The organism is Pseudomonas sp. UYEF17, assembly GCF_040546125.1.
Lineage (GTDB): Bacteria > Pseudomonadota > Gammaproteobacteria > Pseudomonadales > Pseudomonadaceae > Aquipseudomonas > Aquipseudomonas putida_Z.
In genome coordinates this window covers 86667-101039 of record NZ_JBEPNE010000005.1, presented here as the reverse complement: position 1 = coordinate 101039, position 14373 = coordinate 86667, and the positions used below count along the sequence as shown (strand labels likewise).

Genomic DNA, 14373 nt, shown 5'->3' with positions numbered 1-14373 from the left:
CGCGAATGGGCCGCGAAGCGGCCCCACGGGATTACAACTTGATCCAGGTCGCCTTCAGCTCGGTGTACTTCTCCAGCGCATGCAGCGACTTGTCACGGCCGTTGCCCGACTGCTTGAAGCCACCGAACGGCGCGGTCATGTCGCCGCCGTCGTACTGGTTGACCCAGACGCTGCCAGCACGCACGGCACGGGCGGTCTTGTGAGCCTTGGAGATGTCCGAGGTCCAGATGCCAGCGGCCAGGCCGTACGGCGTGTCGTTGGCAATGGCGACGGCTTCTTCGGCGGTATCGAAGGCGATCACCGACAGCACCGGGCCGAAGATTTCTTCCTGGGCGATCTTCATGGCGTTGGTCACGCCGTCGAAGATGGTCGGCTCGACATAGGTGCCACCGGTTTCTTCCAGGGTGCGCTTGCCGCCAGCCAGCAGCTTGGCGCCGTCCTTGTGGCCAGCCTCGATGTACGACAGCACGGTGTTCATCTGCTGGGTGTCGACCAGGGCACCGACAGTGGTCTGTGGGTCCAGCGGGTTGCCTGGCTTCCAGCCTTTCAGGGCCTCGACCACCATCGGCAGGAACTTGTCCTTGATCGAACGCTCGACCAGCAGGCGCGAGCCGGCGGTGCACACTTCGCCCTGGTTGAAGGCGATGGCGCTGGCGGCAGCCTCGGCGGCAGCTTGCAGGTCCGGAGCGTCGGCGAAGACGATGTTCGGGCTCTTGCCACCGGCTTCCAGCCAGATGCGCTTCATGTTCGATTCGCCCGCGTAAACCATCAGCTGCTTGGCGATCTTGGTCGAACCGGTGAATACCAGGGTGTCGACGTCCATGTGCAGGGCCAGGGCCTTGCCCACGGTGTGGCCGTAGCCTGGCAGCACGTTCAGCACGCCAGCCGGGATACCGGCTTCGATGGCCAACTGGGCAATACGAATGGCAGTCAGCGGCGATTTTTCGGACGGCTTGAGCACTACCGAGTTACCGGTGGCCAGGGCCGGGCCGAGCTTCCAGCAGGCCATCAGCAGCGGGAAGTTCCACGGTACGATGGCGCCGACCACACCCACCGCTTCGCGGGTGACCAGGCCGAGCTGGTCATGCGGGGTCGGGGCGACTTCGTCGTAGACCTTGTCGATCGCTTCGGCAGTCCAGTGGATGGCATTGGCCGCGCCAGGTACGTCGATGCTGGAGGAGTCGCCGATCGGCTTGCCCATGTCCAGGGTTTCCAGCAGCGCCAGCTCTTCGACGTTCTTGCGCAGCAGGTCGGCGAAGCGGATCAGCTTGGCCTTGCGCTTGGCCGGGGCCAGTTGCGACCACACGCCGGAGTTGAAGGTGGCACGGGCGTTTTCCACAGCGCGGTTGGCATCGGCCAGGTCGCAGCTGGCAACCTTGGCCAGGAAGCGTCCGTCGACCGGGCTCAGGCACTCGAAGGTTTCACCGGATGCGGCATCGGTGTATTCGCCGTTGATGAAGGCACGGCCTTCGATCTTCAGTTGCTGGGCACGTTGTTCCCAGTCCGCACGAGTCAGGGTGGTCATACGAAACTCCTCCTCTTGTATAGGTGCAACGCCGCACTGAGGACTCACAGGCGTTGTCAGAATTCTGCCCAAGCGTCGAGGGCATTTTGGCTACCGACACCCTAAACCAGCCCGTGTAAACTATCAATATATTTGACACGAATGGCTCAAAAGCCTACTCATGTGCATTTTATTAAACAACAACAGGAGCCGAACCATGAGCATCGAAAGCATCATCGACTTCGCGCAGGTCATTACCGAGGCCGAACGCTACCGCCCGGCGGCGGAAAAAATCCTCAAGGGCGAGCCAGACCAGGCTGTCTACAACCATTATTCCAGCCCCTGCGGGCAGTTTGCCGCGGGCGTGTGGGAAGGCGAGGTGGGGCAGTGGACGGTGAACTACACCGAGCATGAGTACTGCGAGATCGTCCAGGGCGTTTCGGTGCTGCGTGACCAGGATGGCGGAGCCAAGACCCTGCGTGCCGGTGATCGGTTTGTCATCCCGGCCGGCTTCAAGGGCACCTGGGAGGTGCTGGAGCCTTGCCGCAAGATCTATGTGATGTTCGAGCAGAAGTAAGCCTCTGGGGCCGCTCCGCGCCCCTTTCGCGACACAAGGCCGCTCCTACAGGCATTGCGCGGTCCCTGTAGGAGCGGCCTTGTGTCGCGAAAGGGGCGCGAAGCGGCCCCGGCTTTCTTGCAGGCATAAAAAAACCCGCCTCCTTTCGGATGCGGGTTTTTTCAGGTCGCCGATCAATTACTTGATCTTGGCTTCCTTGTACACCACGTGCTTGCGAACAACCGGATCGTATTTCTTGATCTCGATTTTGTCCGGAGTGGTGCGCTTGTTCTTGTCGGTGGTGTAGAAGTGGCCAGTGCCAGCACTCGAAACCAGACGGATCAATTCACGCATGACGTTCTCCTTAGAACTTTTCGCCGCGAGCGCGCAGCTCGGCCAGCACTACGTCGATACCACGCTTGTCAATAACGCGCATGCCTTTGGCAGATACGCGCAGACGCACGAAACGCTTCTCGGATTCAACCCAGAAACGGTGGTGCTGCAGGTTCGGCAGGAAACGACGACGGGTTTTGTTGTTTGCGTGGGAAATGTTGTTCCCGGTTACTGGACCCTTACCAGTAACTTGACAGACTCTCGACATGACTCAGCCCTCTAAAACCACATGCCCAACCCGGCATGGGTTGGCCGCTTAATCTCTCAGTCTTTGGCGCCTAGGCGCCGTGATTCTGGAGGTCTTATCGACCGGATCCGCTGATGCGACAGGCCGAGCCCCTAGAAAAGAGCGCTGCTTTATACCAGAAAGACTTGGCCGCAACAACATTAGATGCACATTGTCACGAGCCGGAACGCGCCGGGCCAGCATAGCGGCAGGCCCCGCCAGCCGTCGACCGCCCGTCGCCAATTTTGTAAAAAAGGGTGTGGTCATTTCCCGACGGGCACACTAGGGTAGGCCTTTTCCAGACTGCACTGGCAGATGGGCCACTGACAGCCAAGGAGCCACCATGCGTACAGCCGCCCTTTCCTTATTGTTCAACTCCTTGTTCGCCGCAGGCGCCCTGTTCGCCGCCGGCGTTGCCCAGGCCGCCCCGCTGAGCGTCTGTAGCGAGGCCAGCCCCGAAGGCTTCGACGTGGTGCAGTACAACTCGCTGACCACCACCAACGCCACGGCCGATGTGCTGATGAACCGCCTGGTGGAGTTCGACGCGGCGCAAGGCAAGGTGGTGCCGAGCCTGGCGGCCAGCTGGACGGTATCGGCCGACGGCCTGATCTACGACTTCACCCTGCGCGATGACGTGAAATTCCACACCACCGCCTACTTCAAGCCAAGCCGCGCACTGAACGCCGACGATGTGCTGTTCAGCTTCCAGCGCATGCTCTACCCCGCCCATGCCTGGCACAAGACTGCGCCAGGCGGCTACCCGCATGCCCAGTCGCTGCAACTGGGCAGCCTGATCAAGGCGATCGAGGCGCCGGCACCGAACACCGTGCGCTTCACCCTCAGCCACCCGGACGCCACCTTCCTGGCCACCCTGAGCATGGGCTTCGCCTCGATCTACTCCGCCGAGTACGCCGACAAACTGCTCAAGGCCGGTACGCCGGAGAAGCTCAACAGCCAGCCGGTCGGTACCGGGCCGTTCATCTTCCAGCGCTTCCAGAAGGACGCCGTGGTGCGCTACCGCGCCAACCCCGACTACTTCGCCGGCAAGCCGGCGGTCGACCCGTTGATCTTCGCCATTACCACCGATGCCAACGTGCGCCTGCAGAAGCTCAAGCGCGGCGAGTGCCAGGTCGCGTTGTCGCCCAAGCCGCTGGACATTGCCGAAGCCGGCAAGGACGGCAACCTCAAGGTGGCCACCACCCCGGCGTTCATGACCGCCTTCGTCGCCATCAACAGCCAGCACCCCCCGCTGGACAAGCCGGAGGTGCGCCAGGCCATCAACCTGGCCTTCGACAAGCAGGCCTACCTCAAGGCCGTGTTCGAAGACTCCGCGGTGGCCGCCAACGGCCCCTACCCGCCCAATACCTGGAGCTACGCCAAGGACCTGCCCGGCTACCCGCTGGACCTGAAGAAAGCCAAGGCCCTGCTGACCAAGGCCGGTTTGGCCGAGGGCTTCAGCACCACGATCTGGACCCGCCCGTCGGGCAGCCTGCTCAACCCCAACCCCAGCCTCGGTGCGCAGATGCTGCAGGCCGACCTGGCCAAGATTGGCATCAAGGCCGAGATCCGCGTGATCGAGTGGGGCGAGCTGATCCGCCGCGCCAAGGCGGGCGAGCATGACTTGCTGTTCATGGGTTGGGCGGGTGACAACGGCGACCCGGACAACTTCCTCAGCCCGCAGTTTTCCTGCGCGGCGGTGCAGTCGGGGACCAACTTCGCACGCTTCTGCGACAGCCGCCTGGACCAGCTGATCAGCGCCGGACGCACCACCAACGACCAGAGCGTGCGCAGCCGGCTTTACCAGCAGGCACAGACGCTGATCCAGCAGCAGGCGCTGTGGGTGCCGCTGGCGCACCCGACGGCGGCGACCCTGCTGCGCCAAGGGGTCGAGGGGTACCAGGTGAGCCCGTTCGGGCGGTTGGATTTCAGCAAGGTGTCAGTGAACAAGTAAGCCTGCACCGGCCTCTTCGCGGGCTTGCCCGCTCCCACAGGGACAGCACAACACTCAAGGTTGGCACGATACCTGTGGGAGCGGGCGAGCCCGCGAAAGGGCCGGGACAGGCAGCACAAGTGCCTAAGCCACAATCCACCCATGCTCGACCATCGACAGCGGCTCCCCGTCACCGATGATGATGTGATCCAGCACCCGCACATCGATCAACGCCAGCCCCCGCTTCAACGACAGGGTCAAGTGCACATCGTCCTGGCTGGGCTCACTGTTGCCCGAGGGGTGGTTGTGGCACAGGATCAAGGCCGCTGCGTTATGCAGCAATGCCCGCCGCACCACTTCCCGCGGGTACACGCTGGCCCGATCTATCGTGCCTCGGAAGAGGATCTCAAACGCCAACGGCCTGTGCTTGGTATCGAGAAAGAGGCACCCGAACACCTCGCTGACTTCATGCCGCAGCATCGCTTTCAAATAGCGCCTCACCGTTGCCGGGCTGTCCATCGCGGATTCCCGCTCAATCGAAGTTGCAAGGTGCCTGCGCCCGATCTCCAGCAGCGCCTGCAGCTGGCTGAACCTCACCGGGCCCAACCCAAGCTCGCCGACGAAAGCCTCACGGTCGGCCTCCAGCAACTGGCGCAAGCCCCCGAACTTCACGAGCAGACCTCGCGCCAGCTCCACGACATTGCGCCCACGCACACCTGAGCCGAGAAATACAGCCAGCAATTCCGCGTCCGTCAGGCTTCCGGCCCCACGCTGCAGCAACTTCTCCCTCGGCCGCTCTTCAGCCGGCCACTCCCTGATATTCATCCCGCCCCTCTGCCCTTGCTGCGGCCCATTTCGGCCCTGTGTTAATCTATTTCGCCTCGTACATGCGACGTTCTGCCGCAGGCATTTTCAAACGTCGCCGCCCGCTCTCACTGGAAAAAGGCAAGCCTATGCAGCGGCTGTATCGCAAGCGCATCGTTCTCGGCGTGGGTGGCGGCATTGCCGCCTACAAAAGCGCCGAACTGATTCGCCGACTCCTGGAGCACGGCGCGCAGGTGCGCGTCGTCATGACCCGTGGTGGTGCAGAGTTCATCACCCCGCTGACCCTGCAGGCGCTGTCGGGCCACCCGGTGCACATGGACCTGCTCGACCCTGCCGCCGAAGCGGCCATGGGCCACATCGAACTGGCCAAATGGGCCGACCTGGTGCTGATCGCCCCGGCCACCGCCGACCTCATGGCGCGCATGGCCCAAGGCATGGCCGACGACCTGCTGACCACCCTGGTGCTGGCTACCGATGCCACCGTTGCCGTGGCCCCGGCCATGAACCAGGCCATGTGGCGCGACCCGGCCACCCAGGCCAACCTCGAACTGCTCAAGAGCCGTGGCATCCAGGTGTTCGGCCCGGCGTCCGGCAGCCAGGCCTGTGGCGATGTCGGCCTGGGCCGCATGCTCGAAGCCACCGACCTGGCCTGGTGTGCCGCGGAAAGCTTCAAGCGCCAGGCACTGACCGGCAAGCACGTGCTGATCACCGCCGGCCCGACCCAGGAAAACATCGACCCGGTGCGCTACATCACCAATCATAGCTCCGGCAAGATGGGCTTCGCCCTGGCCGAAGCGGCCGCCGAAGCCGGGGCTCGGGTCACCCTCGTCACTGGCCCGGTGCACCTGCCAACCCCCGACCGGGTCAGCCGTATCGACGTGGTCAGCGCGCGGGACATGCTCGCGGCCTGTGAAGCTGCCATGCCGTGCGACCTGTTCATCGCCTCTGCGGCGGTTGCGGACTACCGCCCGGAAGTCGTTGCCACGCAAAAATTGAAGAAAGATCCTACGACCGGTGACGGCATGCTGCTGCAGATGGTGCGCAATCCCGATATCCTTGCCACCATCGCTGGCCGCGCCGACCGCCCGTTCAGCGTCGGTTTCGCCGCCGAGACCGAACACTTGCTCGATTACGCCACGCGCAAGCTCAAGGACAAGAACCTCGACCTGATCGTCGCCAATGATGTGGCCAACCCCAGCATCGGCTTCAACAGCGAGGAAAACGCCTTGACCGTGATCGACCGCCAGCAGCACCAGACCCTCTTCGCGCAGACCAGCAAGGGCAAGATTGCCCGGCAACTGGTCGCCTTCATCGCCGAACGGCTCAATCAGGTTCAATAAGTTACATGCACGCTCTTCAAGCCAAGATCCTCGACCCACGCCTGGGTACCGAATTCCCCCTGCCGCAGTACGCCACCCCCGGCTCCGCCGGCCTGGACCTGCGCGCCCTGCTCAAGGAAGACACCGTCCTCGAACCAGGCCAGACCCTGCTGATCCCCACCGGCCTGTCGATCTACATCGGCGACCCGGGCCTGGCGGCGGTAATCCTGCCGCGCTCGGGCCTGGGCCATAAGCACGGCATCGTGCTGGGCAACCTGGTCGGGCTGATCGACTCGGACTACCAGGGCGAGTTGATGGTGTCGTGCTGGAACCGCGGCAACACCCCGTTCACCATCGCCGTTGGCGAGCGCATTGCCCAGCTGGTGCTGGTACCGGTGGTACAGGCCCATTTCGACATCGTCGAAGCGTTCGATGAAAGCCAGCGCGGTGCTGGCGGCTTCGGCCATTCCGGCAGCCACTGAGCCGAGAAATGACCGTTCAGGCCAAGGATGGCGAACTCTCTGGCGAAACCACCGTCCAAGCGTTCAGTTTGCGCCTGCCCAGAAAGCCTTTGACTAATGGAGCTTCCAGAGATGAACGACATGGCCCACCTGGTACCCGCCGCACTGCCAGACAGCATTTTCCGCGCGTATGACATTCGCGGCGTGGTCGGCAAGACCCTTCACGCCGAAACCGCCTACTGGATCGGCCGCGCCATCGGCGCGCAGAGCCTGGCCCAGGGCGAACCGCAGGTTTCGGTCGGCCGCGATGGCCGCCTGTCCGGCCCGATGCTGGTCGAACAGCTGATCAAGGGCCTGGTCGATGCCGGCTGCCAAGTCAGCGACGTCGGCCTGGTACCCACCCCGGCGCTGTACTACGCAGCCAACGTGCTGGCCGGCAAGTCCGGTGTGATGCTGACCGGCAGCCACAACCCGTCGGACTACAACGGCTTCAAGATCGTCATCGCTGGCGACACCCTGGCCAACGAACAGATCCAGGCCCTGCTGACGCGCCTGAAAACCAACGACCTGACCCGCGCCGAAGGCCGCGTGGAAAAGGTCGAGATCCTTGACCGCTACTTCCAGCAGATCGTCGAAGACGTGAAGCTGGCCAGGAAGCTCAAGGTGGTCGTGGACTGCGGCAACGGTGCCGCCGGCGTGGTCGCGCCGCAACTGATCGAAGCCCTGGGCTGCGAAGTGATCCCGCTGTTCTGCGAAGTCGACGGCAACTTCCCCAACCACCATCCGGACCCGGGCAAGCCGGAAAACCTCGAAGACCTGATCGCCAAGGTCAAGGAAACCGGCGCCGATATCGGCCTGGCCTTCGACGGTGACGGCGACCGCGTCGGCGTGGTGACCAACACCGGCAGCATCGTCTACCCCGACCGCCTGCTGATGCTGTTTGCCCAGGACGTGCTGTCGCGCAACCCGGGCGCCGAGATCATCTTCGACGTCAAATGCACCCGTCGCCTGACCCCGCTGATCGAGCAGCACGGCGGCCGCGCTCTGATGTGGAAGACCGGTCACTCGCTGATCAAGAAGAAGATGAAGCAGACCGGCTCGCTGCTGGCCGGCGAGATGAGCGGTCACATCTTCATCAAGGAACGCTGGTACGGTTTCGACGACGGCATCTATAGCGCCGTGCGCCTGCTGGAGATCCTCAGCAAGGCCGGGCAGAGCGCCGAAAACCTGTTCGCCGCGTTCCCGAACGATATTTCCACGCCGGAAATCAATATTGATGTGACCGACGAGGGTAAATTCAGCATCATTGATGCACTGCAACGCGACGCCGACTGGGGCGAAGCCAACCTGACCACCATCGACGGTGTGCGGGTGGACTACGCCCACGGCTGGGGCCTGGTTCGCGCCTCCAACACCACCCCGGTGCTGGTGCTGCGCTTCGAGGCCGACAGCGACGCCGAATTGCAACGTATCAAGGATGTTTTCCGTACCCAGTTGCTGCGGGTTGAGCCTGAGCTGCAACTGCCGTTCTGACCGACTATCTGTTCCTTACAGGAGCCCTGCATGACCCTCGATCGCGATGCCGCTTCCCATGTAGCCGAGGTTTTGTCCGAAGCACTGCCTTACATCCGCCGCTTTGTCGGCAAGACCCTGGTGATCAAGTACGGCGGCAACGCGATGGAGAGCGAGGAGCTCAAGACCGGCTTCGCCCGTGACATCGTGCTGATGAAGGCTGTGGGCATCAACCCGGTGGTGGTCCACGGTGGTGGCCCGCAGATCGGCGACCTGCTCAAGCGCCTGTCGATCGAAAGCCACTTCATCGACGGCATGCGCGTCACCGACTCGGCGACCATGGACGTGGTGGAGATGGTGCTGGGTGGCCAGGTCAACAAGGACATCGTCAACCTGATCAACCGCCACGGCGGCAGCGCAATCGGCCTGACCGGCAAGGACGCGGAGCTGATCCGCGCCCGCAAGCTGACCGTCAGCCGCCAGACTCCCGAGATGACCACCCCGGAAATCATCGACATCGGCCACGTTGGCGAAGTGGTAAGCGTGAACACCGACCTGCTGAACATGCTGGTGAAGGGCGACTTCATCCCGGTGATCGCACCGATCGGCGTGGGTGCCAACGGTGAGTCGTACAACATCAACGCCGACCTGGTGGCAGGCAAGGTAGCCGAAGCGCTGAAGGCCGAGAAGCTGATGCTGCTGACCAACATTGCCGGCCTGATGGACAAGCAGGGCGAAGTACTGACCGGCCTGACCACCGAGCAGGTCAACGAACTGATCGCCGACGGCACCATCTACGGCGGCATGCTGCCGAAGATCAAGTGCGCGCTGGATGCCGTGCAGGGCGGTGTGAATAGCTCCCACATCATCGACGGCCGCGTGCCGAATGCGGTGCTGCTGGAGATCTTCACCGACAGCGGCGTGGGTACCCTGATTACCAACCGCAAGCAGCGCTGATTGATTGGTTAGCCTGCACTGGCCCTATCGCCGGCAAGCCAGCTCCCACAGAATCTCCACAGCCCTCAAAGGCGGTGCTGTACCTGTGGGAGCGGGCATGCCCGCGAAGAGGCCAGAACAGGCGACACAAAAAAAGGCGACCTTCACAAGAAGGTCGCCTTTTTCATTTCCGGGCCCGGATCAGATACCGTACTGCGCCCGGTAAGCCTCGACAGCCGGCAGATGCTGCTTCAGCTGTGGATCATCGGCCAGGAACTCCAGCACCTGGGTCAGCGAAACGATGCTGACCACAGGGATACCGAAGTCACGCTCCACTTCCTGGATAGCCGACAGCTCGCCATTGCCGCGCTCTTCGCGGTTCAGCGCGATCAGCACGCCAGCGGCCTTGGCCTGCTGGGCATTGATGATCTGCATGACCTCACGAATGGCGGTACCGGCGGTGATCACGTCGTCGATGATCAGCACATCACCGGCCAGCGGGGCACCGACCAGGCTGCCACCTTCACCGTGGTCCTTGGCTTCCTTGCGGTTGAAGCACCATGGCACGTCGAGCTGATGCTGATCGGCAAGGGCCACTGCAGTAGTCGCTGCCAGCGGGATACCTTTGTAGGCCGGGCCGAACAGCACATCGAACGGGATCTTGCTGTCGACGATGGCTGCGGCATAGCAACGGCCCAGTTCGGCCAGGGCGGAACCGGTGTTGAACAGGCCGGCATTGAAGAAATACGGGCTGGTACGCCCCGATTTCAGGGTGAATTCACCGAAACGCAGTACCCCGCGATCGATGGCAAAACGGATGAAGTCGCGCTGATACGGCTGCATGGATAGTCCCGGACACCACGGATTTAGCTAAATGGGTTGAGCTCGGGTATCATACACGCACGAGATTTTTGGGGCCATTTATGCGGATCATCAGTGTGAACGTAAATGGCATTCAGGCTGCGGCCGAGCGTGGTTTGCTCAGCTGGCTGCAAGCCCAGAATGCCGACGTCATCTGCCTTCAGGATACCCGCGCCTCGGCCTTTGAACTCGATGACCCAGCTTTCCAGCTCGATGGCTATTTCCTTTATGCCTGCGACGCGGAGGTGCCTGCCCAAGGTGGTGTGGCCCTGTATTCGCGCATGCAGCCCAAGGCAGTCATCACCGGCCTGGGCTTCGAGACAGCCGACCGCTACGGGCGTTACCTGCAAGCAGATTTCGACAAAGTCAGTATTGCCAGCCTGCTGCTGCCTTCGGGGATGAACGGCGACGAAGACTTGAACCAGAAGTTCAAGTTGATGGACGACTTCGCCAAGTACCTGGACAAACAGCGTCGCAAGCGTCGCGAATACATCTACTGCGGCTCGTTCTACGTGGCGCAGCAGAAGCTCGACATCAAGAACTGGCGTGACAGCCAGCAGTCGCCGGGTTTCCTGGCGCCGGAGCGTGCGTGGATGGACGCGATCACTGGCGAGATGGGTTACGTCGATGCCCTGCGCGAAGTCAGCCGTGAGGGCGACCAGTACAGCTGGTGGCCGGACAACGAGCAGGCCGAGATGCTCAACCTGGGCTACCGGTTCGACTACCAGATCCTCACCCCGGGCCTGCGCCGCTTCGTGCGCAATGCCCGCCTGCCGCGTCAGCCGCGCTTCTCCCAGCATGCGCCGCTGATCGTCGACTATGACTGGACGTTGACCATCTGAAGGCATGGGGCCGCTTTGCGGCCCTATCGCGACACAAGGCCGCTCCTACAGGGGAATGCATATCCCTTGTAGGAGCGGCCTTGTGTCGCGATAGGGCTGCAAAGCAGCCCCAGCATTATTTGATCGGCCGCCAGATCATCGGGTAGCGATACGGCTTGCCCTCATTCGCCCGCACAGCCGCAATGATGATCAGGATCATCACCGCGACCATCAGCATGGCGAACAGCACCAGCCCGATGAACACGAACATCAGCAGGAAGCAGATGAACCCGGCAATGGTCACGCTGATCTGAAAGTTCAGCGCCTCTTTGCCCTGGGCATCGATGAAAGGGTCTTGCTCGCGCTTGAGGTGCCACAGCACCAGCGGGCCCAGCAAGTGCCCGAGCGGCACCACCAGGCCCAGCAGCGCGGAGAGGTGGCAGAACATCGCCCACTGCCGGATTTCGGCATTGGGCGGGGTGATCGACAGGTTCGATTCGCTCATGCCCCGCACCTCCCTGGCTGGGTTCAGTCGGCCAGTGCCGCCTGCTGCAGTTCGAAGATCTCGCTCATGCCCTTCTGTGCCAGGGCGAGCATGGCGTTGAAGTCTTCAGGCTGGAACGGCGCACCTTCGGCAGTACCCTGCACTTCGATGAAACCACCGGCGCTGGTCATGACCACGTTCAGGTCGGTTTCGGCGGCGGAGTCTTCCAGGTAGTCCAGGTCGAGCACCGCTTCGCCCTGGTACATGCCCACCGACACTGCGGCGATCATGTGCTTGAGCGGGTTGCCGGCCTTCAGGCCACCGCGCTTCTTGATCACCGCCAGGGCGTCGCACAGGGCGACCATGGCACCGGTGATGGACGCGGTACGGGTGCCACCATCGGCCTGGATCACGTCGCAGTCGACGTACAGGGTGATGTCACCGAGCTTGCTCATGTCCAGCGCGGCGCGCAGCGAACGGCCGATCAGGCGCTGGATTTCCAGGGTGCGGCCACCCTGCTTGCCACGGCTGGCTTCGCGCTGGTTACGCTCGCCGGTGGAACGCGGCAGCATGCCGTATTCGGCGGTCAGCCAGCCTTGGCCCTGGCCTTTGAGGAAGCGCGGCACACCGTTTTCCACGCTGACCGTGCAGATGACCTTGGTGTCACCGAACTCGACCAGTACCGACCCTTCGGCGTGCTTGGTGTAGTTGCGGGTGATGCGGATCGAGCGGAGCTGATCGGCGGCGCGACCACTTGGACGTTTCATCTGGGATACCTGTACTGGGACTTTGAATCTGCCGAGCATTATAGAGCCCACGGCCCGGGGAAGACATGCCTATTGTCGCGCCCGACACAGCCCGTCGCCTTTTCCTGCCGGCCAAGCCACCCGTCGGTAACATGGGTGGATTGGGCGCCAAGGCCCCACTGCGCTACAATCCTGCGCCTTGCAGCCGAGAGGCTCCCACCGTTCATTCATATACGCGAGGTACTCCCCAGGTGCACAGCATGACCGCTTTTGCTCGTGTCGAGCGCGCCGGCAGCCAAGGCACCCTGGTCTGGGAGCTGCGTTCGGTCAACCACCGTTACCTGGAGCCGCACCTGCGCCTGCCCGAGGCCCTGCGCGACCTCGAAGGCGCCGTGCGTGAAGGCCTGCGCCAGGGCCTGTCGCGGGGCAAGGTGGAATGCACCTTGCGCCTCAACGAAGACAGCAACGGCAAACCGCTGAAGGTGGACCGCGAGCGCGCCGCGCAGCTGGTTGCCGCCGCCGAGGAGGTGGCTGGCCTGATCAAGCAGCCGGCACCACTGAACCCGCTGGAGGTGCTGTCGTGGCCAGGCGTGCTGGTGGCCGACGCCAGCGACCCGCAGGCACTGAATACCGAAGCCATGGCGCTGTTCGATGAAGCACTGGCCGAGCTCAAGGCCGGGCGCCAGCGTGAAGGCCAGGAACTGGCCCGGCTGATCAACGAACGCCTGGACAACATGGCCAGCGAAGTCACCACCCTGCGCGCCCTGGTGCCGCAAATGCTGGCAGCTCAGCGGCAGAAGATCCTCGACCGCTTCGGCGACATGCAGGCCGAACTCGACCCGCAGCGCCTGGAGCAGGAGATGGTGCTGCTGGCCCAGAAGAGCGACGTGGCCGAGGAACTCGACCGCCTCAGCACCCATGTCACCGAAGTGCGCCGAGTGCTCAAGGGTGGCGGCGCCGCCGGCCGGCGCCTGGACTTCCTGATGCAGGAACTCAACCGCGAGGCCAACACCCTCGGCTCCAAGGCCTTCGACCCACGCAGCACGCAAGCGGCGGTCAACCTGAAGGTATTGATCGAACAGATGCGTGAACAAGTACAGAACATCGAGTAAGGCCACCCCGACCATGAACCACAGCAGCGGCACCCTCTACATCGTTTCGGCCCCTTCGGGCGCCGGCAAGACCAGCCTGGTCACCGCCCTGATCAAGGCCGACAAGCGCGTAAGCGTCTCGGTCTCGCACACCACCCGCGCCATGCGCCCGGGCGAGCAGCACGGCGTGAACTACCACTTCGTCAGCCATGACGACTTCAAGGGGCTGATCGCCAAGGGTGACTTCCTCGAGCACGCCGAAGTGTTCGGCAATTTCTACGGGACTTCGCGCAGCGCGCTGCAAGAGGTACTCGACCAGGGCAATGACCTGATCCTGGAAATCGACTGGCAAGGCGCCCAGCAGGTACGCAAGCTGATGCCCGAGGCTTTGTCGGTGTTCATCCTGCCGCCGAGCCAGCAGGCCCTGCGCGAGCGCCTGGATGGCCGCGGGCAGGACAGCGAAGAGATCATCGCCGGGCGCATGAAGGAAGCGGTCAGCGAGATGGTGCACTACGACGAGTATGACTACGTGATCATCAACGATGACTTCGACGTGGCGCTGGAAGACTTGAAGGCAGTGTTCCGCTCGAACCGCCTGGTGCTGAAGAAGCAGCAACAGCGCAACAGCGGGCTGCTGAAAGAACTGCTCTCCTGAAAGACCGCATGGGGCTGCTTTGCAGCCCATTCGCAGCACAAGGCTGCTCCTAC

Annotated in this window: 15 protein-coding genes and 1 pseudogene; 9 read left to right on the top strand and 7 right to left on the bottom strand. The window is 63.0% G+C overall.

The window, feature by feature from the left end; all coding sequences use genetic code 11:
* Positions 1-31 precede the first annotated feature (31 nt).
* Positions 32-1525: an aldehyde dehydrogenase gene (locus ABIB24_RS10235; protein WP_013974786.1), complete on the bottom strand. Its 1494-nt coding sequence runs from the start codon at positions 1523-1525 to the stop codon at positions 32-34.
* Positions 1526-1721: 196 nt separating this feature from the next.
* On the opposite strand from ABIB24_RS10235, the gene ABIB24_RS10230 reads away from it, so the two are divergent.
* Entirely contained in the window at positions 1722-2081 is a 360-nt protein-coding gene (locus ABIB24_RS10230) for a cupin domain-containing protein (protein ID WP_085615957.1), read from the top strand.
* Between the two features lie 177 nt (positions 2082-2258).
* On the opposite strand, the gene rpmG is transcribed toward ABIB24_RS10230, so the two are convergent.
* Positions 2259-2414, bottom strand: coding sequence for a 50S ribosomal protein L33 (rpmG, locus tag ABIB24_RS10225; RefSeq protein ID WP_003253507.1), 156 nt, complete (start codon positions 2412-2414; stop codon positions 2259-2261).
* A gap of 10 nt (positions 2415-2424) precedes the next feature.
* Positions 2425-2661, bottom strand: coding sequence for a 50S ribosomal protein L28 (rpmB, locus tag ABIB24_RS10220; protein WP_003258972.1), 237 nt, complete (start codon positions 2659-2661; stop codon positions 2425-2427).
* 361 nt (positions 2662-3022) lie between these two features.
* Between rpmB and ABIB24_RS10215 the strand changes: the two genes are divergently transcribed.
* Positions 3023-4630, top strand: coding sequence for an ABC transporter substrate-binding protein (locus ABIB24_RS10215; RefSeq protein ID WP_354316398.1), 1608 nt, complete (start codon positions 3023-3025; stop codon positions 4628-4630).
* Between the two features lie 123 nt (positions 4631-4753).
* On the opposite strand, the gene radC is transcribed toward ABIB24_RS10215, so the two are convergent.
* On the bottom strand, positions 4754-5434 hold the full coding sequence (gene radC / locus ABIB24_RS10210) for a RadC family protein (protein ID WP_025341108.1): 681 nt from the start codon (positions 5432-5434) through the stop codon (positions 4754-4756).
* 128 nt (positions 5435-5562) lie between these two features.
* On the opposite strand from radC, the gene coaBC reads away from it, so the two are divergent.
* From coaBC to argB, 4 genes and pseudogenes are all read left to right on the top strand, one after another.
* Positions 5563-6774, top strand: coding sequence for a bifunctional phosphopantothenoylcysteine decarboxylase/phosphopantothenate--cysteine ligase CoaBC (gene coaBC, locus ABIB24_RS10205; protein WP_003253409.1), 1212 nt, complete (start codon positions 5563-5565; stop codon positions 6772-6774).
* 5 nt (positions 6775-6779) lie between these two features.
* The gene (gene dut / locus ABIB24_RS10200; protein ID WP_015272329.1) at positions 6780-7235 is read left to right on the top strand and encodes a dUTP diphosphatase; all 456 of its coding nucleotides are present in this window, start codon (positions 6780-6782) and stop codon (positions 7233-7235) included.
* A gap of 144 nt (positions 7236-7379) precedes the next feature.
* Positions 7380-8747: pseudogene (locus ABIB24_RS10195) on the top strand (phosphomannomutase/phosphoglucomutase); the annotation flags it as partial.
* A gap of 30 nt (positions 8748-8777) precedes the next feature.
* The gene (argB, locus tag ABIB24_RS10190) at positions 8778-9683 is read left to right on the top strand and encodes an acetylglutamate kinase (protein WP_003258198.1); all 906 of its coding nucleotides are present in this window, start codon (positions 8778-8780) and stop codon (positions 9681-9683) included.
* A gap of 180 nt (positions 9684-9863) precedes the next feature.
* On the opposite strand, the gene pyrE is transcribed toward argB, so the two are convergent.
* Entirely contained in the window at positions 9864-10505 is a 642-nt protein-coding gene (gene pyrE / locus ABIB24_RS10185; protein WP_003253405.1) for an orotate phosphoribosyltransferase, read from the bottom strand.
* An 80-nt stretch (positions 10506-10585) separates the two neighbouring features.
* Here pyrE and crc point away from each other — a divergent pair, with 80 nt between their 5' ends.
* On the top strand, positions 10586-11365 hold the full coding sequence (crc, locus tag ABIB24_RS10180) for a catabolite repression control protein Crc (protein ID WP_003253401.1): 780 nt from the start codon (positions 10586-10588) through the stop codon (positions 11363-11365).
* Between the two features lie 115 nt (positions 11366-11480).
* Here the strand turns inward: crc and ABIB24_RS10175 are convergent, their stop codons facing one another.
* Together ABIB24_RS10175 and rph are read right to left on the bottom strand one after the other, a co-directional pair.
* Entirely contained in the window at positions 11481-11849 is a 369-nt protein-coding gene (locus ABIB24_RS10175; protein ID WP_003258195.1) for a DUF4870 domain-containing protein, read from the bottom strand.
* Positions 11850-11872: 23 nt separating this feature from the next.
* A complete protein-coding gene (gene rph, locus ABIB24_RS10170; RefSeq protein WP_013974792.1) occupies positions 11873-12595 on the bottom strand; it encodes a ribonuclease PH in 723 nt (240 codons plus the stop codon).
* 239 nt (positions 12596-12834) lie between these two features.
* Here rph and ABIB24_RS10165 point away from each other — a divergent pair, with 239 nt between their 5' ends.
* Both ABIB24_RS10165 and gmk read left to right on the top strand, forming a co-directional pair.
* Positions 12835-13686 carry a YicC/YloC family endoribonuclease gene (locus ABIB24_RS10165; RefSeq protein WP_354316397.1) on the top strand — a complete coding sequence of 284 codons (852 nt, stop codon included), beginning with the start codon at positions 12835-12837 and terminating at the stop codon, positions 13684-13686.
* Positions 13687-13699: 13 nt separating this feature from the next.
* On the top strand, positions 13700-14320 hold the full coding sequence (gene gmk, locus ABIB24_RS10160) for a guanylate kinase (protein WP_085588808.1): 621 nt from the start codon (positions 13700-13702) through the stop codon (positions 14318-14320).
* Positions 14321-14373: the final 53 nt, after the last annotated feature.